This is a genomic window from Marinobacter bohaiensis (assembly GCF_003258515.1).
Classification (GTDB): Bacteria; Pseudomonadota; Gammaproteobacteria; order Pseudomonadales; family Oleiphilaceae; genus Marinobacter_A; species Marinobacter_A bohaiensis.
In genome coordinates this window covers 63,204-82,522 of sequence record NZ_QGEH01000002.1, presented here as the reverse complement: position 1 = coordinate 82,522, position 19,319 = coordinate 63,204, and the positions used below count along the sequence as shown (strand labels likewise).

Below are 19,319 nucleotides of genomic sequence, written 5' to 3'. Positions count from 1 at the left end.
CGGGCGACCTCTCAGGCGCTCTTGATCGGTGCTTCGGTCAGTCGCGTGCGCGGGAAATGGCAGATGAACTCGCTGCCTTCGCCGGGGTGGCTGTGGATCTCCAGCCGGCCGTCGTGGTTGAGCAGCACGTGCTTGACGATGGCCAGGCCCAGGCCAGTGCCGCCGGTCTGCTGGTGGCGGCTGGGATCGGCGCGGTAGAAGCGTTCGGTCAGGCGCGGAATATGGATCGGGTCGATACCGATCCCGCTGTCCTTGACCGCCAGGTGGGCACCGTCACGGTCGGTGTACCAGCGAACCTTGATGGTGCCACCCGCCGGGGTGTATTTGACGGCGTTGAAGATGATGTTGGAGAAGGCGCTGCGCAGCTGGTTCTCGTCGCCGAACAGGTAGTGCCGCTCGCCGATGTTCATGTCGATCTCGTGGCCGGAATCGCCGCTGAAGGCACGGGCGTCGCTGCAGGTCTGGCGGATCAGGGCCGACACGTCGGTGACCCGGTCGTCGACGTGCTGCTCGCCGGTTTCCAGCTTGGCCAGCAGGATCAGGTCGGTGATCAGTGCTTCCATCCGTTCCGACTGCTGGCTCATGGTGGCCAGGGCCCGTTTCCACTTGGGCGGCGCTTCGTCGGCGTGGTCGGACAGGGTTTCCAGGTAGCCGCTGATCACGGTCAGCGGTGTGCGCATTTCGTGGGACACATTGGACACGAAATCCCGCCGCATCTGTTCCAGCTGCACCAGCCGCGTCACATCCTTGGCCACGATCAGGCGGTCGTCGTCGCCGAACAGGCTGATCTGGATCTGCAGGTGGATGTGGGGCTTGGCCGGCGAGCGCAGTTCCAGCGGTTCCCGGTAGTCGCGGGCATCGAAATAGGTCTTGAAGGCCGGGCTGCGGATCAGGTTGTGGATCGGCTGGCCGCGGTCGGTTTCCCGGCGGAAGCCCAGCAGGTGTTCGGCGGACCAGTTCCACCACTCCATCACCCCGTCGGCATCGGTCATGACCACGCCGTCGCGCATGGCGTTGGTGGATTCCTGTACGCGGTTGATGCGGGCCTGCAGCTGGTCCCGGGTGCGTAGATGGTTCTGGTGCATGCGATGCAGGCCGTCGAACAGCTCGCCCCACAGGCCCACCGAGCCGGGGGCTTCGTCGTCATCGTCGGGATGGTAGAGCCAGTGATGCAGGCGGCGGGTCTGGTACAGGTTCCAGATCGTGAACACCACCAGGCCGACCAGCAGCCCGATCAGCGGGTAGCCGAACCAGAAGCCCACGATAACCAAGGCCACCAGGCCCCCGATCAACAGGCGCAAGTAGTGTGACCAGTTATGCTGCATGGGCACTTCCCGTCAGGACGCCGGGCGCAGGTGCCGGCGTCGGTACATGGTGATGCTGGAACGCCCCGGCGGGACTTGGCCGGTCAGGCGGCCTGGGTCGAGAACCGGTAGCCGGTGCCCCGGACCGTCTGGATCAGGTGATCGTATTTGTCTCCCAGCGCCTTACGCAAGCGCCGGATGTGCACATCGACGGTGCGTTCCTCGACGTAGACATTACCGCCCCAGACCTGATCCAGCAATTGCGCACGGGTATAGACGCGCTCCTGGTGGGTCATGAAGAACTGCAGCAGCTTGTACTCGGTCGGTCCCATGTCGACCGCGCCGGTCGGTGTCGTCACCCGGTGGCTGGCCGGGTCGAGCTGCAGGCCGTTGACCTCGACCGGTGTTTCCACCCCGGCCGGCGTCGTGCGGCGCAGCACGGCCTTGAGGCGCGCCACCAGTTCGCGCGGGGAGAACGGTTTGGTGATGTAATCGTCGGCGCCGGACTCCAGGCCCTGCACCTTGTTGTCTTCCTCGACCTTGGCGGTGAGCATGATAATGGGGATTTCCGCCGTGGTCTCTTCCTTCTTGAGGCGTCGGGCCAGCTCGATGCCGCTGGTACCCGGCAGCATCCAGTCCAGCAGGACCAGGTCCGGCTTCTTGTCCACGATCATGGCGTGCGCTTCCAGTGCGTCGGCCGCTTCCAGATAGTCGTAGTCGGCCATTTCCAACGCGACCGCGATCATCTCGCGAATCGATGCCTCATCATCGACAATCAGAACAGTCTTTCCTGTCATGACATTTCACCCTGTCATCACCAGCGAATGGAGTCGGGTTTCAGGAGAAACCCCACTCGTGTTGCTGGCTCATTACAACCGTCATTTGTTACAAGTATATGACAAGGGCCGGGCGGGGCCGATTCCTGTCGCCGCCGCTACAGCAGCAGATCGAGGAAGAGGCCCGCGAAGACGGCGGCGCCGGCCCAGTTGTTGTTGAGGAACGCCTTGAAACAGGGCTCGCGTTCGCGGAAGCGCGCCAGATGCTGTTGGTAAACGAACAGCACCGCCATGCCCAGTAACCCCAGGTAATAGAAAGTCCCCAGATCCGACTGCACGCCCACCATGGCCAGGATCAGCACCGTCAGCGCCTGCAGGATACCGACAATCAGGCGGTCCGCCTCGCCGAACAGGATCGCCGTGGACTTGACCCCGATCTTCAGATCGTCGTCGCGGTCCACCATGGCGTAGAGGGTGTCGTAGGCCACGGTCCACAGCAGGTTGGCGGTGAACAGCAGCCAGGTCAGGCGCGTCACTTCGTTGGCCTCCGCCGCCCAGGCCATGGGAATGGCCCAGGAGAAAGCGGCCCCCAGGAACAGTTGGGGCAGGTGGGTGTAGCGCTTCATGAACGGATAGATGAAGGCCAGCACCAGCCCGCCGAACGACAGGTAGAGCGTCAGGGTATTGGTGAAGAATACCACCATCAGGAACGACGCCAGGCACAGGCCCAGAAACAGCAGAACCGCTTCCGCCGGTTTGATCTCGCCGGTGGCCAGCGGGCGCGCCTTGGTGCGTTTGACGTGGCCGTCCACCTTGCGGTCGGCGAAGTCGTTGATGGCGCAGCCGGCGGATCGCATCATGAACACGCCCAGCACGAACACCACCAGGTTGCCGATCGCCGGTATGCCGTCCCCGGCCAGCCACAGGGCCCACAGGGTCGGCCAAAGCACCAGCAGGGAGCCGATCGGGCGGTCCAGCCGCGTCAGGCGGTAGTAGGCGGAGAGCTTGGTTTGCAGGTTGGCGGGCAGAAAGTCGAGCGTCATGGGGTCCCTGGCAGGTCCGGTGAACGAAAGCTGACCGATTATAGCCGCCGGAGCGCAGCGGATTGAAGCGAACCGTCCAATGCGGCCCGGAACGTTAGAGCGCTGGCCTGGCTCGCAGCAGCTGCGAGTAGAAGAATTCGCTGACCAGGAGCGCGTGAGAACCGCGGCGGAAGCAGGAGCGTCGCCCGATGGCCGGGTCATGGCCGGCCTGGCGAGCGATGCCGGTTTCCAGCGGTCCGCGCTGCCAGCGACGGTGATGGAACAGGTAGGCGCCCAGGGGCTGGCGGCCGAGCTGCCGCAGGCGTTTGCCGGGGCCATTCAGGGTGGCCAGGGGAATCACCGTACGGGCCAGCACCCAGGGCTGGCCGTCGCCGCGAAGATGGACTTCGCGGATCCAGCAGAGTTCACGATCGTTCAGCCCCAGCAGGCGGGCTTCATCGAAGCTGGGGCGATCGAAGCATTCGCGCAGGACCTCCACGGCAAAATGCTCGCGACAGCGTGCCTTGAGGGCCTGGGTCAACGAGCCTTCCAGTGTCAGCCACAGCGCCGCGCCTTCCACCGCGCCGGGGTGCGAGAGTCTGGCCGCGCCGGCGTTGGGGTGCCAGTGGCAGGCCGGAATCACGGCCGGCGTGTCGTGACGGTGCCGTTCACAGCCCTTTGACGGCATAGATGCCCGGAGCGTTGCGCCAGTAGCCCTTGTAGTCCATGCCGAAGCCGAACAGGAAACGGTCTTCCACTTCCAGCCCGGTAAAGTCCGCCTTCAGGCCGGGGCGGGCCTTGCGGTCGTGCTGCTTGTCTACCAGCACGGCGGTGAGCACTTCGGCGGCACCCTGGGCCTTGCAGTAGTCGACGATGGCGTTGAGGGTGGTGCCCTCGTCGAGGATGTCGTCGACGATCAGCACGGTGCGGCCGGTCATGTCGGCGTCCGGGCGCAGCTTCCATTCGAGGATGCCGCCGGTGGTTTCCTGGCGGTAGCGGGTGGCGTGCAGGTATTCCGCCTGCAGCGGGAACGGCAGACGCGGCAGCAGCTGCCCGGTCAGGATCAGGCCGCCGTTCATGACGCAGAACAGCAGCGGATCACGACCTTGAAGCCGTTCGGCAATGCCTTGCGCCATGGAATCGATGGCCTGTTGCACCTGTGCCTCGCTACAGAGGCAGTCGGCTTCGTCGAAGACGCGTTGCAGTTCGTCGTGGCTGTCAGTCATACCCTGGGATCCTGTTCCGGGGGGAACGGCCGCCGCCGGCTCCCCAAAAACGGCCCATTATACCCAAGCCGGATGCGTCGCGGGAGGGGCATCGGGGTTGATACCGATGTGGCTATGGCGTGGCTAGGCAGAGGCAATCGCCGGGGAATTGGTCCTGCCGCGCACAAGGCGTATCATGTCGGGCCCAATGAACACATGTACGCTGAGCGCAATTGCGCGCTCGATTGTAGAACATTTAAGATCCCTGACCGGATGAGAGAACCTGGAGGAAAACGATGAAAAAGTGGCAGTGTGTCGTCTGTGGCTGGATTTACGACGAGGCCCAGGGCTGGCCGGAAGACGGCATCGAGCCGGGGACTGCCTGGGAAGACGTGCCTGAAGACTGGGTATGCCCGGACTGCGGCGTCGGCAAGGAAGACTTCGAGATGATTGAGATCGGCTGATCCCGATCCCCCGCGACCGGCTGCATGGCCGGCGTGCAAATGGCTAATCAGAGGAGAGCAGTGGCATGAGTCAGGATGCCCCCATCGTCATTATCGGCACCGGTCTGTCCGGTTATTCGCTGGCCCGCGAGATCCGCAAGCAGGACAAAGAGGTGCCGGTGCTCATGATCACGGCGGACGACGGCCACAGCTACTCCAAGCCGATGCTGTCCACCGGTTTCACCAAGGGCAAAGAGGCCGACGAGCTGGCCCAGGCCGATGCCGCCGGTATGGCGGAGCAGCTCAACCTGGAGGTGCGGACCCACACCACGGTGACCGGCCTGGATACCGAGGCCCAGTGTGTGCTGATCGGCGACGAGCGCCTGGCCTACAGCAAGCTGGTGCTGGCCTGGGGCGCCGACGTGATCCGCCTGTCACTGGATGGCGACGGCCAGGAACTTGTGTACTCCATCAACGACCTGATGGACTACCGGGCGTTCCGCAAGACGCTGAAGGCTGAATCCCGCGTGGCCATCATGGGCGCCGGTCTGATCGGCTGTGAGTTCGCCAACGACCTGCGTAACGGTGGTTACGAGGTGGACGTGATCGCACCGTCCGACACGGTCATGCCGGGGCTGATTCCGCCGGTGGCGGGTAACGCCGTGGCGGCCGCCCTGCAGGACGAAGGCGTGCGTTTCCACCTGGAAACCGTGGTGGAGCGGATCGCGCATGAGGGCGACGGCGTGCGCCTGACCCTGGCCAATGGCGAGACGGTCGACGCCGATCGCGTGCTCTCCGCCGTGGGCCTGCGTCCGCGGGTCGAGCTGGCCCGGACCGCCGGCCTCGACGTGGGCCAGGGCATCCAGGTGAGCCGGACCCTGCAGACCAGCGCCGACAACGTCTACGCCCTGGGCGACTGCGCCGAGGTGGATGGCCATGTGCTGATGTACGTGCTGCCGCTGATGGCCAGCGCCCGCGCCCTGGCCAAGACCCTGACCGGCACGCCGACCGAGGTGTCCTATGGTGTGATGCCGGTGATGGTCAAGACACCCTGCTGCCCGGTGGCGGTGGCGCCGCCGGCACCGGAAACCAAAGGCGACTGGGAAATCGAGCAGGATGGCCGCAGCGTGCGTGCACTGTTCAAGGACGCTGAGGGCACAATCCGTGGCTTTGCGGTCACCGGTGACTTCGCCATCGAGAAGCAGTCCCTGGCCAAGGAAGTGCCGCCGATCCACGGCGACTGATCCCGCGACCGGCCAGGAACCATGCCTTTGCCTGGCATCGAACGACACCTACCCGGGCCCGTGTCGGGCCCGCTTCCTGTATAATCCTCCTTCCCGACCGGGCGCCGTTGTCACAGCGCCGCCCCGAATGAGAGACCGGAAACAGACACCGTAAACAGGAGCAGGCATGCTGGATGTCACGCGCAAGCTGGTCGAATTGCTCGACCTGGCGCCGATTGGCGATGATCACTTCCAGGGGGACAGTGAGGATCTGGGGTTTCCCGCCGTGTTTGGCGGGCAGGTGCTGGGCCAGGCGCTGATGGCGGCCAGCCGCACCGTCGAGGGCCGGCCCGCGCATTCCCTGCATGCCTATTTCCTGCGCCCGGGGAACAAGGAACTGCCCATCGACTACGAAGTGCAGCGCGTTCGTGACGGCGGCACCTTCTCGGTACGCCGGGTGATCGCCCGTCAGGCGGGTAAGGAGATCCTCACCGGCTCGATGTCGTTCCAGGCCCCGGAAGACGGTTTCGATCACCAGGACACCATGCCCGACGCGCCGGACCACGAGCAGCTCAAGTCCGAGCACGCCCTGGCGCTGATGATCAAGCAGCATATCCCGGAGGACCGTCGCGAGCAGCTGACCCGCCCGCGCCCCATCGAGATTCGCCCGGTGGATCCGGTCAACCCGCTCAAGCCCGAGGCCAGGCCGCCCCATAAACAGGCCTGGCTGCGCGCCCAGGGCGACCTGCCGGACGACCCGGTGCTGCACCGCTGCCTGCTGGCCTACTCGTCGGATTTCGGGCTGCTGGGGACCTCGCTCAACCCACACGGCGTCAGTTTCATGAACCGGGGCATGCAGGTGGCCAGCCTCGACCACGCCATCTGGTTCCACCGGGATTTCCGTCTGGACGACTGGCTGCTGTACGACACCGACAGCCCCAGTGCTTCCGGCGGGCGCGGCTTCAACCGCGGCAACTTCTTCAACCGGGACGGCGTGCTGGTGGCCTCCACCACCCAGGAAGCGCTGATCCGCCAGCGCCGCAAGTGATGTGCCGGCGCTGAATCAGGCGCGGCGTTGCTCGGACGCCGCCTGATCCTCCATCCACACCAGGAAATCCTTCATCGGCTGCGGCGGTGTCATGACATAGCCCTGCACCATGTCGCAGCCCATCTCTCCCAGTAAATCCAGCGTGGCATGGTCTTCCACGCCCTCGGCGACGACGGCGTAGCCCAGGTCGTGGCACATGTTGATGGTGGTCTGCACGATGACCCGGTCCTCGGGCAGTTCGCTCAGGTCGGTAATCAGCGAGCGGTCGATCTTGATTTCCCGGGCCGGCAGCCGCTTGATGTACGACAGCGACGAGTAGCCCGAGCCGAAGTCGTCGATGGACAGCGGGATGCCCGTGTAATGCAGCGAGCGTAGGGCGCGCAGGGAGTTCGCCGGGTCCAGCATCATCGACGTTTCCGTCACTTCCAGAATCAGCTTGCCGGCGTGCTGCGGGTGGCTGGTCAGCAGGCGCTGCACGAACAGCGGGAATTCCTGCTCGCGCAGGTTGTTCGGTGACACGTTCACCGACACGCTCAGCTCCGGGTAACCCGCCCGCACCAGGGCTTCGCGGATGCCCAGGCCTTGTTTCAGGACCCAGCGCGTCAGTGGTTTGATCAGGCCGGTCTGTTCCGCCACGGCGACGATCTGGTCGGCGCTTACGGCCGGCTCGCGTCCGGGCCAGCGGATCAGCGCTTCCACACCGGCCACCTGACGGGTCCGCAGGTCCAGCTTGGGCTGCAGATACAGCGCCAGTTGGTCCGATTTCAGGGCCTCGCGCAGGCTGGAAGCGAGGGTCAGGCGGTCCGCGCTGTAAGAATCGTGTCGGGGATGGTAGTAGGCCAATCCCCGTTCCCGCGCCTCCAGGCTTTCCCGGGCCACATAGGCCTTGCGGATCAGGGTGTTGGGGTCATTGCCGTGATCCGGCGAAACCGCCACGCCGGCCACGGGTTCCAGTGGCAGTTGCATGCCCAGGTAGTCCAGTGGCGCGCGGATCGCTTCCAGGCATTCGATGATGCGACGCCGCTGGCTCTGGGCGGTGTCGGCGTCGACAATGAAACCGAAGGTGGCGGATTCGAGCGAGGCGGCGTGGAAGGTGTGCCGGGCGTCCCGCTCCACCGAGTAGACCCCGGGCAGATCGCGGCACACGCTGTTGAAGCGCTGAGCGGCCAGTTCCAGCACCCGGTCGGTGTTCTGGTGGCCGAGGGTGCGGGTGATGGTGTCCAGGTTGCCCAGCTGGACGATGCCCACGGCGTGGCGGCGGTCGCTTTCCCGGGTCAGCAGATCCTGCAGCAGCAGTTCGAACGAACTGCGGTTGGGCAGGTGAGTGAGCGGGTTGTGCAGGGCCTGCTCCATCATCCGCAGCTCCGCCTGGCGTCGGGCCTCCAGGGCCCGCAACTGCGATTCCCGGGCTTCGACTTTCTCCTCCCGCTCCTGGTAGAGACGCGCCGCCAGACCAACGGTCAGCAGCAGGGCTTCCAGTGCCGAGCCGATTTCCATGCCGAAGTCGGTCAGGAAGTTGCTGGGAATCCAGCCGTACTTGTTGGCGGCGGTCAGGGCGCTGCCCAGGGTCAGCAGCCCCCAGGCAAAGGTATAGAGCCGGGCGGGGCGGTTGCCGCGCCACCATTCCAGCGGCCCGACCCCGGTGAGCAGCAGGCAACTGGGGATCGCCAGGGCGACCGACAGGCGCATGGACGCGTTGTAGTCGAGCAGGAAGCTGCCCAGGATCGCCAGCAGGTTGGCGATGATGGCCAGCCGGACCAGACGGTCCAGGACCGGGCTGCGCTGGTTCAGGCCAAGAAATGCGCGCGCGAACAGCAGCGAGAACAGCATCGCCAGGGGCACCGACAGCATCATCGAATGATTCTGCATCCAGGGATTGTCGGGCCACAGCAGCGGATAGGTGATCCCGCGCAGGGTCGACATCAGGAACAGGTAGCCGAAGGTGGCCAGCGCGTAGTAGAGGTAGGTGGCCTCGCGCATGGCCAGGAATACGAACAGGTTGAAGAAGATCACCGTGATCAGGATGCCGTAGTAGACCGCATGGGCCTGGTCGATCCGGGAGATGTGATCGAAAAAGGCGTCCCGCTCCCAGACGGTGATGGGCACCTGCAGCGCGCCGCTGGTCTGCACCCGGATCAGGAAACGGTAGCGGCTGTCGGGATCGACGGTATAGGGGTAGAGCACATGAGGGTGCTGCAAGGGGCGATTGGCCATGGGTTGCCAGTCGCCGCTGTCCAACTGGCCGGCGACGCGGTCGTCGCGCAGTAGATAGATGCGGACGGAGTCGAGTTGCGGGTAGCCGATTTCCAGGATCTGTTGCCGGGCCTCGGGCAAGGTGGGCACGTCGAGGCGGAACCAGGCGACATCTTCGCGATAACCGAAGTTGGCGGAGCGGCCCGGCGGCAGTCGTTGCCAGCCGTCGAGTTGAGCCGCGACGAGCGGGTCGTCGGGCGCGTTTCCGGCGTCGGGGAATAGCCGGTAATCGATGGCGGGTTCGACGTGACCCTGGGTGGCCAGATCGTCGCGACCATCGGCTGCCGCTAACAGACAGACGCCCAGTAAGGCGAGAAACAGAGCGGGTCGAAGCACGGAATTGGTTCTTTGTTGTGTTTGTTGTCGCGGGCGGCTTCCTGGAGTGGCCGGTCCCGGGCCCATCGGGGCCAATTCAATTTCGCGTGTGCAGTCGCAGTATGGGCAGAATCGCCCAACGTCTCAAGAGGTATGGCGTAGCGTTCAGTTTTTGCGTTGCCTCAGTGATCAGGCGATCCGGTCGACGGCGTCCGCCCAGTCCCGGGCCCACGGCAGGGCTTCGTTTTCCGGGTCGACGGTTTCCAGGGCGTCGATACGCAGGGTCTCGCCCACCTTGCGGCAGGCGATTTCGTAGAAGGCTTCCTCCATCAGCTCACCGGCGCCGCAGTAGGTGTCGCCGTAGGAGCTGTCCCCCAGCACGATGACCCCGAACGGCCGGCCCGGTTGCATCGGCAGGGTATCGCGCAGTTCCACGTAGAATGGCAGCAGCGGCGCCGGGACTTCGCCCTGGCCGGTGGTGGAGGTGCAGACCAGCACGGCATCGTCGCTGTCGGTGAGATCGGTCAGCGTGGGTTTCTCCAGCACGGTGACCTGATGGCCCTGACTCTCCAGGTCTTTGCGGATGGCGCGCGCGGTCATCAGGGCGCCGCCGTATACCGTGCCTACCAGAATGCGAATCCGGGCCATAACAAGAGTCTCGTGTTGCTGTCTGGGCGGGCTATGGTAGCCGCTGGCGGAATGCCCCTCAAGGCAGCGTCATGCGCCGGGCGACCGTTTGCCCTGGCGGCGTACCGGGGGCGCGATGCGATTGCGGCCGGCGGATTTGGCGTCGTAGAGCTGCTTGTCGGCCTGGCGCAGCAGGGCGTCGATGGAATCGAACTGGCTGATGGAGCAGACGCCGGCGCTGAGCGTGACCGGCAGTGTGCGGTCGTGGTCGCGGAAGGTGTGGTGCTCGACGGTATCGCGCAGGCGTTCGGCCAGGCTCAGAGCCTGCAACAGGGACGTGTCCGGCAGCAGCACCAGGAATTCCTCGCCCCCCCAGCGGCACAGACGGTCGCTTTCCCGGCACACTCGTTCCATCAGGCCGGCGAACGCCAGCAGGACCGTGTCGCCGGCGTCGTGTCCGTAGTCGTCGTTGATCTGCTTGAACAGGTCCAGGTCGATCAGGCAGACCGAGAAGTGCCGCCCGGAGCGGCGGTAGCGGGCAAACTCCTCCGCCAGTTGGCGCTGCATGTCGCGGCGGTTGGGCAGGCCGGTGAGGCTGTCGGTGTGGGCGGCCTGCTCGTGGGCCTCAGCCAGGCGCATCCATTCGGCGCGGGCCTTGCGACGGCTGCTTTCCATAAAGAAACAGCAGACCGACTCGAACAGCAGCGTGGTGATAAAACGCAACTGGAAATCCGTTCCGTAATGGGTGAGCACGAACGGCAGTTGCGGAAAACGAAAGACGACCAGCGTGAATATCAACATCACCGTCAGCATCACGGTGCCCGCGCGCAGGCTCGTCAGGTAGAAGATGACCGGCGGCAGCACGTATAGCCACAGGGGACCGGTGCCGCTTTCGCCGCCGCTGGCGATCAGGTAGGCAAACAGGCCTCCGGCGATGCCCAGCAGACCGGTTTTCATCCACTCCAGGCGAATAGTCAGGCGGTAGACCAGCAGATTGATGCTGACCAGCAGAAAGAACAGGCCCAGCACCTCGGCGTGCACCCGCTGCCCCGCCTGCCACGACGCCAGGCCAACCAGTGCCAGGCTGAGCAGCGCTCCCAGGGACAGGCCAATGACGATGCGGGCCGATTGCCGGGCTTCGTCGTCAGCGACAGCCGGGACGGCACCTGATTGTGAATGAGGGGGCATGCGTGGGTTGTGCTTCTCCGGCGCCCGTGATGATCGCCAAAATGCCAGTCAATTCAATATGTTTTGCTGCATGATAATGCACGTCCCGCGTCCTTGCCGGGCGTTCAGGTCATCAATTGTAAAATCTTCCGTCGACGGGGTGTCGCCGTGGTCGCGTTTGTTGTCGTCAATGACGACATACGGGGTTTCCCCGGCAAGGATGACGGCAAAGTTTCATTTTGTTTACGAACTGCCTATAGTGGCGCCAACCTGAAATCGACTCGACAACTGTGGTGATCTGTAATGGCCCAGAATGTGTCTTTCATGGATGGCGCGTTTACCAGCAAGCGAACCGAGCGGTTCCGGCTCGGGATCAGCCTTTTCTTTCTCGTGATTGTCTGGCTCTTCGTGGGCCAGCTGGGTGACGGATTACCTGGAAGCAGTCTGTTGATGGCGGCGGCCGTGATCGGCGGCTATATGGCGCTGAATATCGGCGCCAACGACGTGGCCAATAATGTGGGCCCGGCGGTGGGATCGGGCGCCATGAGCCTGGGGGCGGCCATTGTGGTGGCTGCGCTGTTCGAGGCCGGGGGTGCGCTCATCGCCGGCGGCGACGTGGTGTCCACCATCAAGAAGGGGATCATCAACCCCGCCAGCCTGACCGACGTGCAGACCTTTGTCTGGCTGATGACAGCGGCCCTGCTGGCCGGTGCCCTGTGGCTCAATCTGGCCACCTGGATGGGCGCACCGGTGTCCACGACGCATTCCATCGTCGGTGGTGTTCTCGGCGCGGGCATTGCTGCGGGCGGCTGGGGTATCGCCAACTGGGGCGTGATGGGCGCGATTGCCGCCAGCTGGGTGATCTCTCCGGTGCTGGGTGGATTGATCGCCGCGTTCTTCCTGTTCGTCCTCAAGAAGACGGTGCTGTACCAGTCCAACATGGTGGCTTCGGCCCGCCGCGTGGTGCCCTGGATCGTCGCGCTGATGGCCTGGGCATTCGGTACCTACCTGATGCTCAAGGGCGTCAAGCACGTGATCAAGGTGGACTTCCTGAGTGCCGCCCTGGTGGGCGTCGGGGTGGCCGCCGCCGTGCTGTTCCTGATGCGCTTCTACATCCGTCGCAAGGCCTCGACCCTGTCCAACGGCGAGAACACCGTCAACAGTCTGTTCACCTGGCCGCTGATCTTCGCCGCAGCGCTGCTCAGCTTCGCTCACGGCGCCAACGACGTGGCCAACGCCATCGGCCCATTGGCAGCCATCAACGAGGCCCTGACCCAGGGCGCGGTGGCCACCGCAGCGGCGATTCCGCTGTGGGTCATGGTGGTGGGTGCTGTCGGCCTGTCCCTGGGGCTGACCCTGTTCGGCCCGCGCCTGATCCGGACCGTCGGCACCGAGATCACCGAGCTGGACAAGACCCGCGCCTTCTGTGTGGCCCTGTCGGCGGCGATTACGGTGATCATCGCCTCCCAGCTGGGGCTGCCGGTGAGCTCCACCCACATTGCCCTGGGCGGCGTCTTCGGTGTCGGCTTCCTGCGTGAGTACCTCAAGCGCAGCTACGCCTCGCAGCTCCACAGCATCCTGGAGGATCACCAGGGTGAGGACCGGGCGCGCCTGGATGACTTCCTGGCCCGCTTCCGCGAGGCGTCCGTCGAGGAAATGGAAGCCATGCTGAAGGAGGCCAAGAAGAACAAGGTGCAGGTGCCGCTGTCTAAGAAAGAGCGCAAGCGCCTGAAGAAGATCTATCAGGAGGAGCTGGTCAAGCGCTCCCAGCTGATGCGGATTGCCGCGGCCTGGATCATCACCGTGCCGGCTTCGGCGGCGATGGCGGCGACGCTGTTCTTCACCCTGCGCGGGATCATGCTGTAAAGACGGGACTGCGGCTAAAGTCGCTTGCCCTCACCGGGCAGCTTGGTTAGCGTTAGACAAACCATCTGCCCGGCACAGCCAACCTGGAGACACCTATGAGCACTGCATCCGAAAGCCGTCAGGCACGCATTATCGATGAGCTGCGTGTCTTCATCAAAAAGGTCCTGAGTGACCCGACCGTCGCAGTCAAGTGCATCGAGATCGCCCGCCGCCACAAGGACGATCCCAACGCCGACCAGAAAATCGCAGAGGAAATCAGCGCCAACACCACGGTGCGAATTCCCGAGAACTGGAGTGAGGCGGACAAGATGTTCATCGACATCATTCACGATGTGCTGGATGACGAGGCGGCCCTGTACTGATCGCTGCGATCATCCCGATTCAAGACAAGAACGGCGCCTGCGGGCGCCGTTTTTCGTTGCCGCGGCAGGCTGGGGCTCAGGCGGGAAGCGCCTGGATGCCCTTGTCTGCGCTGCTATTAATGGCCGTCCCTGGCCATAATAGCGACCAGGACGTCCATGTCCTTCCTCCGGCAAGGGCATCCAGGCACTTCCAATGGTCCCCGGTGTTAACGCAGGTCGGTTATTAAACGACGCCGAGAGGGTATCGTTTCGGCGGCTCAGGAAGCTAAAGCGCCCGCTAAAGGCCTTTCCGCACCCGTAACCCTGATCGGCTCAATATCGAATCCCGAGGCTCCGGTAGATAAAGCCCATCAGCCACGCCGGTCCGATCAGCAGAAACTGGATGTCCTTGAAGAAGGACGGTTTCTTGCCCTCGAGGTGGTGGCCGACGAACTGGAGAATCCACATCACCACGAACAGGATCAGCGAAGCGGCCCACACCGGCATCAGCTGGGTGCTTTCAAAGCCGGCGATCACCGCCACCATCAGCACGCTGAACAGCGCCATGCCCACGCCCAGGGCCGGCGACAGTCGCACGTACCAGGCGGTGGTGATGATCAGCGCCAGGGTCGCCCAGTTCAGCCAGGGCACGGCGTCAAACGCGGCGGGTGTGGGGATCGACCAGATCAGGCCGACGATGGTGGTAAAAATGACCGGCACGGCCACCCAGTGGATGGCTTTGTTGGTCGGGTTGCGATGGCTCTCGCCGTATTCCTCGAACCACTGGTCTGCGCTTTTGGTCATGATCGGCTCCTGTGTGTCTGTTGTTGTTTTACGCGCAGTATAGCGCCAGATCACACCCGGATCACAACCGTTCGCGCTTCAGGCGCGATGAGCCTGCTGCGGCGAGAGCACCGCGTCGGTGAGGTTCTGCAGCACGTTCATCTCGTCCCGGATCTCGTCGTGGCCGGCCAGTTCGGCCTGCTCGATGAGGATGTCGCGCAGGATCTCCGGCGTGGTCAGCGGGTTGGCCAGCACCACCCGGAACACCACGCAAGGGTAGCGATGGTGCTTGGCCGGCTCCAGCCGGGTCCGGGAGACGAACGCCTTGCCGTGCTCGCGCTGGGTCTTCTGCAGGAATTTGGTGATGCGGTTGAGCGACGCGTTGATGCGTTCGGACTGCAGCGTGTCCGCCTGCTCCAGCGCTCGCTGGGTGTCCGCCGGGCAGTAGCGGTAGGTGAGGATGTTGAGCTCGGGACGGGTGACCAGCTCGAAATCGTCCCGTCCGTCGATCATCTCGGCGAACCGCCTGGCTTTCTCGATGCCCTGGTCGATGAGTAGCTCGTAGCCTTCCCGGGCCAGGATCTTGAGGCCGGAATGGATCAGCATGGCCATGCCCGGGCGAGAGCCCTCCAGGGTGGTGCTGCCCAGGTCGCGGGAACCCTTGCGGATGATGTACTGGGCGTGGTGCTCGATGGCGTTGACCATGGCCGGGTCGCGGAACACCACCAGGCCGGCGCCCATGGGCACGTACAGCTGCTTGTGGGCGTCGAAGGTGACCGAGTCCGCCTTCTCGATGCCCTTGAGCAGCGGGCCGTAGGTGCGCGAGAACAGGGTCGGCCCGCCCCAGGCGGCGTCCACGTGGAAGTGGGCGCCGAACTCGGTGGCGATGTCCGCCATGGCGTCCAGCGGATCGACGCTGCCGGTCTCGGTGGTGCCGGCGATGCCGCAGATGGCCATGACCTTGATCTTCTGCGCCTGCAGTTCCAGGCATTTCTCGCGCAGGGCGTCGGTCTGGATGCGGTTGTTGTCGTCGGTAGGCACGGAGACCAGCGAGCTGCGGCCCAGGCCCAGTACGTCGGCGGCCTTGCGCAGCGAGTAGTGGCCGCGGCGTGACACCAGGATGGCGGCGCCTTCGTAGCCGTAGTAGCGCAGGGCGCGGAACAGGCCTTCCTCATGCAGGCCGCGGAAGCTGCCTTCCGCCGGGAACGCCGCGTTACGCGCCACCCACAGGGCGGTCAGGTTGGCGACGGTGCCGCCCGAGCACATGGCACCCAGGGCAAAGCGCGGATCGTGCATCCACTTGCGGTAGTAGGCGCTGTCCTCGTTGTAGACCAGCCGGTGAATCATGCCCAGCACCTGGCGCTCCAGCGGCGTGAAGGCCTTGGAGGTTTCCGTCTTCACCAGGTTCTGGTTCAGCGCGATCATGATCTTCGACAGCGGCAGCATGAAGTAGGGCAGTGCCGAGGTCATGTGCCCGATGAAGCTGGGGGAAGCGGTATGCACCGAGTGGGCGACCAGCTTGTCCAGCAGGAACTGGGTCTGCTCTGAGACGAAAATGGGTTTTTCGGGGACAGCGGACTCGCTGAAGTCCTTCACCACATCGCCCAGGTCGCGCTCGATGGCGACGATGTGTTCCTGCAGGAAACCCGCCAGATTTCGGCTGATGTCCTGATCGATGCGGCTCAGGGTGGATTCGGGGGCCTCGGGTACCGTGAATACCCGATACATGGCCTCCAGCGAGGCCTGAGCCGTTTTCTTCTTACCGGTCATACGCGCCACACACATTGCAGTGGTTGATGCCGTCCCCGCCGGGTAACGCCCGACAGGTCGCATCGTGATTCGGGCCTGGGCCCGTTTCATTGTCGCAGGTCCGGGATCCTCCGGGCGACTGCTCTGGCGTCCCTGTTTCAGGGCCTTTCACGGCTGTCCTGCCATGACTCTCATGGGGCCGCGTAGTATAAGGCGTCATCAATAGGGAGACCAGAGCGCCGCTTGGCCGGGGCAACGAGGGGCTAGAGCATCTCCCGATGCACATCGAGCACCGGCGCGTCGATGCGCTGCTCGATGGCTTTCTCCACCTGGTCCAGGCGCTGCTGGATCAGTTGGGTCGAGGTGCCCAGCGCGGCAATCGACCAGGTGGCCCGGTCCAGGGCGTCGAGGTCGCCGGTCTCCGCCACCGCCAGGTCCGGCTCCTTGCCCCAGATCGCCTTGAGGGCGGAGAAGGCGCGGCGCTTGGCCTTGATGTCGTCGCAGCCGTAGACCTGGAAGTGCAGGGTCAGCACGCCCAGGTGCGGGGTGATGACGGGGTGGTCTCCGGTGGCTTCCAGCAACCGGCGCATGGCTTCTGACATGGGGGAACTCCGGACAGGCTCGTGAAACAGGGCAGGGCTGCGGCACCGCAGCCCTGATCACCACTTTACTACAGGTCCGTCAACCGACGACAGGCGTCGCCCGCTCGATGATGGCGGCGGCATCGGTGCCGGCGGGGAGGTTGCCGATATTGAGGCCGCCGTGGTGTTCCAGGCGACTGGCGCAGAATGCGTCGGCGACCGCCGGGGTGCTGTGGCGCAGCAGCAGCGAAGCCTGCAGGGCCAGCGCCAGGCGATCCACCAGATTGCGGGCGCGGTACTGGAGGTCGTCCTGGCGGCCGAAGTCGGCCTGCAACCGGGCCAGGAACCGGTCGAAACGGACGTCGGCGCCGCGAGCCTGGGCGACTTCGGCGAAATAGGCGTCCAGGCTTTCCGGGGATTTCTGCAGGGCGCGCAGGGTATCCAGGCACTGCACGTTGCCGCTGCCCTCCCAGATGGCGTTGACCGGGGATTCCCGGAACAGCCGGGGCATGATGCAGTCTTCCATCACGCCACTGCCGCCGATGCACTCCATGGCCTCGTAGGCGTGGTTCGGCGTGCGCTTGCAGATCCAGTACTTGCCCACCGGCGTGGCCAGACGCGTGAACAGGCGTTCCTGCTCGCTGTGCTGATGGTCGAGGGAACGGCCCACACGTAAGGTCATGGCCAGGGCCGCCTCGCTTTCCAGGGCCAGGTCCGCCAGCACGTTCTGCATCAGCGGCTGCTCGCTCAGTCGGGCACCGAAAGCGGCGCGGTGGCGGCAGTGGTGCAGGGCCTGGGCGGCGGCCTGGCGCATGCCGCCGGAGCTGCCGATCATGCAGTCGAAACGGGTCATGGCGACCATTTCGATGATGGTGGGCACGCCCCGGCCTTCCTCGCCCACCATCCAGGCCAGGGCACCGCGCAGCTCAGCCTCGCTGGAGGCGTTGGCCACGTTGCCCATCTTGTTCTTGAGGCGCTGGATCTGCCAGGGGTTCTTGGTCCCGTCCGGGCGCCAGCGTGGCATCAGGAAGCAGGACAGGCCGCCGGGGGCCTGGGCCAGCACCAGGAAGGCATCGCACATGGGGGCCGACACAAACCACTTGTGACCCACCAGCTCGTAGGCCTGACCCGGCCCCCCCTGGCCCACCGGGTAGGCGCGGGTGGTGTTGGCGCGCACGTCGGAACCGCCCTGTTTCTCGGTCATGGCCATGCCGATGGTGACCGCGTTCTTGTCCGCGTCCGGCACGTTGCGCGGGTCGTAGCCGCGCGCGGTGACCCTGGGCAGCCAGGCTTCGGCCAGATCCGGTTGCTGGCGGATCGACGGCACGGCGGCGAAAGTCATGGTGATGGGGCAGCCGTGGGCCGCTTCCACCTGGGAATGCATGTAGTACTTGGCGGCCCGGGCCACGTGTGCACCCGGGCCCGGATCGGTCCAGGGGCTGCTGTGCAGGCCGTGGCTCAGGCCCATGTCCATCAACTGGTGGTAGGCGGGATGGAACTTGACCAGGTCCAGGCGGTGACCGAAACGGTCGTGGGTGTGGAAGACCGGTTTGTTCTCGTTGGCGAGAAAGCCCAGCTCAATGCTGTCGGCCCGGCCGGTGAGGGCGCCGTAGGCGTCGAGTTCGTCGCGGGCCCAGTCCGCTCCCTCCCGGCGGGCGCCTTCCTGCAACGCCCGATCCTGATGATACAGATTGTAGTTTTCCAGCGCCGGCGGCTGGTTGACGACCTCGTGGGTGTTGGCCAGGTAGCGATCCTCGCCGGACGCGGCAGGGGACGGATGCGGTGCGTTCATGACGTTATCTCCGTTGGCCGGTCACTCCCTGCAGGCAGAAAGTGATGATGGGCTCGACCAGGTCTGTTATTTGCGCCTCACTCAGGGTGGGCGATGTTGTGTCCTGCTGTGTCGTCTGTTGCGTCGGCGCCAGGGGCCCCACCAGGCTTTCGGCCACCGCACCGACCAGGCAGGTGGCGCTCAGTCGTGCGTCCTGCGAGGGCAGCGACCCTTCGCCGATGCCCTCGCGGATGGCGCGTTCGAACAACTCGGCGTAGGCGTGCCGGTAGGCCAGGCGTTCGCCCTCCACGGCCGGATCCACCGGCTCGGCGATCAGCGACCAGGCCAGTACCGGGCCATGCATTGCGCGAACCGCGAACTGGCGCAGGGCCCTTTCCAGGCGCTGCGGCACCGGGCCGTCGCCGTTCAGGGCTTCGCCGACCTTGCTGACTTCGCGCTCGGTGGCCAGCCGGAAGACCTCGGCGAACAGCTCCGCCTTGGATTCGAAATGCCGGTATACCGTGCCGGTGGCGACCTCCGCTTTCTCGGCCACCTGGTTGATCTGGGCATGGCGGAAACCGCCCTCGGCGACCCGGCCCAGGGCGCAGCTGAGAATGCGCTGGCGGATTTCCGCTTTACGCAGCCGCATTTTCTCGGTTTCACGGTAGGCCATGGCGTCTCCCTAAAAGAAGTGAATCACTATTCATTTTTTGTGTCAATCGTTGTGGTGTCTGCTTTACAGGCTCGTGACAACAGGACCCATAATCCCTATTTCAGCGGAGATTCCGGAGGTTAGATTAGGCTGGTTACAAAACGTTACAAAAAACACCTTGGTCGTGAATAGT

The 19,319-nt window shown here is 64.7% G+C and carries 18 protein-coding genes; 5 read left to right on the top strand and 13 right to left on the bottom strand.

Translation table 11 applies throughout. The annotated features are described in order from the left end of the window. Positions 1-11: 11 nt before the first annotated feature. The 5 genes from phoR to DKK67_RS13120 form a co-directional block, all read right to left on the bottom strand. Positions 12-1,325 (bottom strand): phosphate regulon sensor histidine kinase PhoR, encoded by a 1,314-nt coding sequence (gene phoR / locus DKK67_RS13140; protein WP_111496958.1) that lies wholly within the window; start codon positions 1,323-1,325, stop codon positions 12-14. A gap of 83 nt (positions 1,326-1,408) precedes the next feature. Beyond that, positions 1,409-2,101, bottom strand: a complete 693-nt coding sequence (gene phoB, locus DKK67_RS13135; protein WP_111496957.1) for a phosphate regulon transcriptional regulator PhoB — start codon at positions 2,099-2,101, stop codon at positions 1,409-1,411. Positions 2,102-2,238: 137 nt separating this feature from the next. After that, positions 2,239-3,123, bottom strand: a complete 885-nt coding sequence (gene ubiA / locus DKK67_RS13130) for a 4-hydroxybenzoate octaprenyltransferase (protein ID WP_111496956.1) — start codon at positions 3,121-3,123, stop codon at positions 2,239-2,241. A gap of 94 nt (positions 3,124-3,217) precedes the next feature. Then, positions 3,218-3,790 carry a chorismate--pyruvate lyase family protein gene (locus tag DKK67_RS13125; RefSeq protein ID WP_111496955.1) on the bottom strand — a complete coding sequence of 191 codons (573 nt, stop codon included), beginning with the start codon at positions 3,788-3,790 and terminating at the stop codon, positions 3,218-3,220. Beyond that, positions 3,771-4,328 carry a hypoxanthine-guanine phosphoribosyltransferase gene (locus tag DKK67_RS13120; protein ID WP_111496954.1) on the bottom strand — a complete coding sequence of 186 codons (558 nt, stop codon included), beginning with the start codon at positions 4,326-4,328 and terminating at the stop codon, positions 3,771-3,773. The genes DKK67_RS13125 and DKK67_RS13120 overlap by 20 nt, the downstream gene beginning before the upstream one ends. Before the next feature lie 275 nt (positions 4,329-4,603). On the opposite strand from DKK67_RS13120, the gene rd reads away from it, so the two are divergent. From rd to DKK67_RS13105, 3 genes are all read left to right on the top strand, one after another. Further along, positions 4,604-4,771, top strand: coding sequence for a rubredoxin (gene rd, locus DKK67_RS13115; RefSeq protein WP_111496953.1), 168 nt, complete (start codon positions 4,604-4,606; stop codon positions 4,769-4,771). Positions 4,772-4,836: 65 nt separating this feature from the next. Next, complete coding sequence (locus tag DKK67_RS13110; protein ID WP_111496952.1) at positions 4,837-5,994, top strand: FAD-dependent oxidoreductase; 1,158 nt, start codon at positions 4,837-4,839, stop codon at positions 5,992-5,994. Between the two features lie 166 nt (positions 5,995-6,160). After that, a complete protein-coding gene (locus DKK67_RS13105; RefSeq protein WP_111496951.1) occupies positions 6,161-7,021 on the top strand; it encodes an acyl-CoA thioesterase in 861 nt (286 codons plus the stop codon). Between the two features lie 15 nt (positions 7,022-7,036). On the opposite strand, the gene DKK67_RS13100 is transcribed toward DKK67_RS13105, so the two are convergent. From DKK67_RS13100 to DKK67_RS13090, 3 genes are all read right to left on the bottom strand, one after another. Then, a complete protein-coding gene (locus tag DKK67_RS13100) occupies positions 7,037-9,610 on the bottom strand; it encodes an EAL domain-containing protein (protein WP_111496950.1) in 2,574 nt (857 codons plus the stop codon). A 168-nt stretch (positions 9,611-9,778) separates the two neighbouring features. Further along, positions 9,779-10,237: a flavodoxin gene (locus DKK67_RS13095; RefSeq protein ID WP_111496949.1), complete on the bottom strand. Its 459-nt coding sequence runs from the start codon at positions 10,235-10,237 to the stop codon at positions 9,779-9,781. A 69-nt stretch (positions 10,238-10,306) separates the two neighbouring features. After that, positions 10,307-11,404, bottom strand: coding sequence for a GGDEF domain-containing protein (locus DKK67_RS13090; protein ID WP_111496948.1), 1,098 nt, complete (start codon positions 11,402-11,404; stop codon positions 10,307-10,309). Between the two features lie 282 nt (positions 11,405-11,686). Here DKK67_RS13090 and DKK67_RS13085 point away from each other — a divergent pair, with 282 nt between their 5' ends. Then, positions 11,687-13,249 carry an inorganic phosphate transporter gene (locus DKK67_RS13085; protein ID WP_111496947.1) on the top strand — a complete coding sequence of 521 codons (1,563 nt, stop codon included), beginning with the start codon at positions 11,687-11,689 and terminating at the stop codon, positions 13,247-13,249. 95 nt (positions 13,250-13,344) lie between these two features. Continuing rightward, the gene (locus DKK67_RS13080; RefSeq protein WP_111496946.1) at positions 13,345-13,611 is read left to right on the top strand and encodes a hypothetical protein; all 267 of its coding nucleotides are present in this window, start codon (positions 13,345-13,347) and stop codon (positions 13,609-13,611) included. Between the two features lie 312 nt (positions 13,612-13,923). Here the strand turns inward: DKK67_RS13080 and DKK67_RS13075 are convergent, their stop codons facing one another. From DKK67_RS13075 to DKK67_RS13055, 5 genes are all read right to left on the bottom strand, one after another. Continuing rightward, entirely contained in the window at positions 13,924-14,394 is a 471-nt protein-coding gene (locus tag DKK67_RS13075; protein ID WP_111496945.1) for an Mpo1 family 2-hydroxy fatty acid dioxygenase, read from the bottom strand. 78 nt (positions 14,395-14,472) lie between these two features. Continuing rightward, a complete protein-coding gene (gene panP / locus DKK67_RS13070; RefSeq protein ID WP_111496944.1) occupies positions 14,473-16,143 on the bottom strand; it encodes a pyridoxal-dependent aspartate 1-decarboxylase PanP in 1,671 nt (556 codons plus the stop codon). A gap of 242 nt (positions 16,144-16,385) precedes the next feature. Beyond that, positions 16,386-16,724, bottom strand: a complete 339-nt coding sequence (locus DKK67_RS13065) for a DUF503 domain-containing protein (RefSeq protein ID WP_111496943.1) — start codon at positions 16,722-16,724, stop codon at positions 16,386-16,388. 79 nt (positions 16,725-16,803) lie between these two features. Beyond that, positions 16,804-18,495, bottom strand: coding sequence for an isovaleryl-CoA dehydrogenase (locus DKK67_RS13060; RefSeq protein WP_111496942.1), 1,692 nt, complete (start codon positions 18,493-18,495; stop codon positions 16,804-16,806). 4 nt (positions 18,496-18,499) lie between these two features. Then, on the bottom strand, positions 18,500-19,147 hold the full coding sequence (locus DKK67_RS13055; RefSeq protein WP_111496941.1) for a TetR/AcrR family transcriptional regulator: 648 nt from the start codon (positions 19,145-19,147) through the stop codon (positions 18,500-18,502). Positions 19,148-19,319 lie beyond the last annotated feature (172 nt).

Excerpts from the sequence above, each read along its gene's own strand:
- phoR (WP_111496958.1), bottom strand. The coding sequence starts at position 1,325 with ATGCAGCATAACTGGTCACACTACTTGCGCCTGTTGATCGGGGGCCTG.
- phoB (WP_111496957.1), bottom strand. The coding sequence starts at position 2,101 with ATGACAGGAAAGACTGTTCTGATTGTCGATGATGAGGCATCGATTCGC.
- ubiA (WP_111496956.1), bottom strand. The coding sequence starts at position 3,123 with ATGACGCTCGACTTTCTGCCCGCCAACCTGCAAACCAAGCTCTCCGCC.
- DKK67_RS13125 (WP_111496955.1), bottom strand. The coding sequence starts at position 3,790 with ATGCCGTCAAAGGGCTGTGAACGGCACCGTCACGACACGCCGGCCGTG.
- DKK67_RS13120 (WP_111496954.1), bottom strand. The coding sequence starts at position 4,328 with ATGACTGACAGCCACGACGAACTGCAACGCGTCTTCGACGAAGCCGAC.
- rd (WP_111496953.1), top strand. The coding sequence starts at position 4,604 with ATGAAAAAGTGGCAGTGTGTCGTCTGTGGCTGGATTTACGACGAGGCC.
- DKK67_RS13110 (WP_111496952.1), top strand. The coding sequence starts at position 4,837 with ATGAGTCAGGATGCCCCCATCGTCATTATCGGCACCGGTCTGTCCGGT.
- DKK67_RS13105 (WP_111496951.1), top strand. The coding sequence starts at position 6,161 with ATGCTGGATGTCACGCGCAAGCTGGTCGAATTGCTCGACCTGGCGCCG.
- DKK67_RS13095 (WP_111496949.1), bottom strand. The coding sequence starts at position 10,237 with ATGGCCCGGATTCGCATTCTGGTAGGCACGGTATACGGCGGCGCCCTG.
- DKK67_RS13090 (WP_111496948.1), bottom strand. The coding sequence starts at position 11,404 with ATGCCCCCTCATTCACAATCAGGTGCCGTCCCGGCTGTCGCTGACGAC.
- DKK67_RS13085 (WP_111496947.1), top strand. The coding sequence starts at position 11,687 with ATGGCCCAGAATGTGTCTTTCATGGATGGCGCGTTTACCAGCAAGCGA.
- DKK67_RS13080 (WP_111496946.1), top strand. The coding sequence starts at position 13,345 with ATGAGCACTGCATCCGAAAGCCGTCAGGCACGCATTATCGATGAGCTG.
- DKK67_RS13075 (WP_111496945.1), bottom strand. The coding sequence starts at position 14,394 with ATGACCAAAAGCGCAGACCAGTGGTTCGAGGAATACGGCGAGAGCCAT.
- panP (WP_111496944.1), bottom strand. The coding sequence starts at position 16,143 with ATGACCGGTAAGAAGAAAACGGCTCAGGCCTCGCTGGAGGCCATGTAT.
- DKK67_RS13065 (WP_111496943.1), bottom strand. The coding sequence starts at position 16,724 with ATGTCAGAAGCCATGCGCCGGTTGCTGGAAGCCACCGGAGACCACCCC.
- DKK67_RS13060 (WP_111496942.1), bottom strand. The coding sequence starts at position 18,495 with ATGAACGCACCGCATCCGTCCCCTGCCGCGTCCGGCGAGGATCGCTAC.
- DKK67_RS13055 (WP_111496941.1), bottom strand. The coding sequence starts at position 19,147 with ATGGCCTACCGTGAAACCGAGAAAATGCGGCTGCGTAAAGCGGAAATC.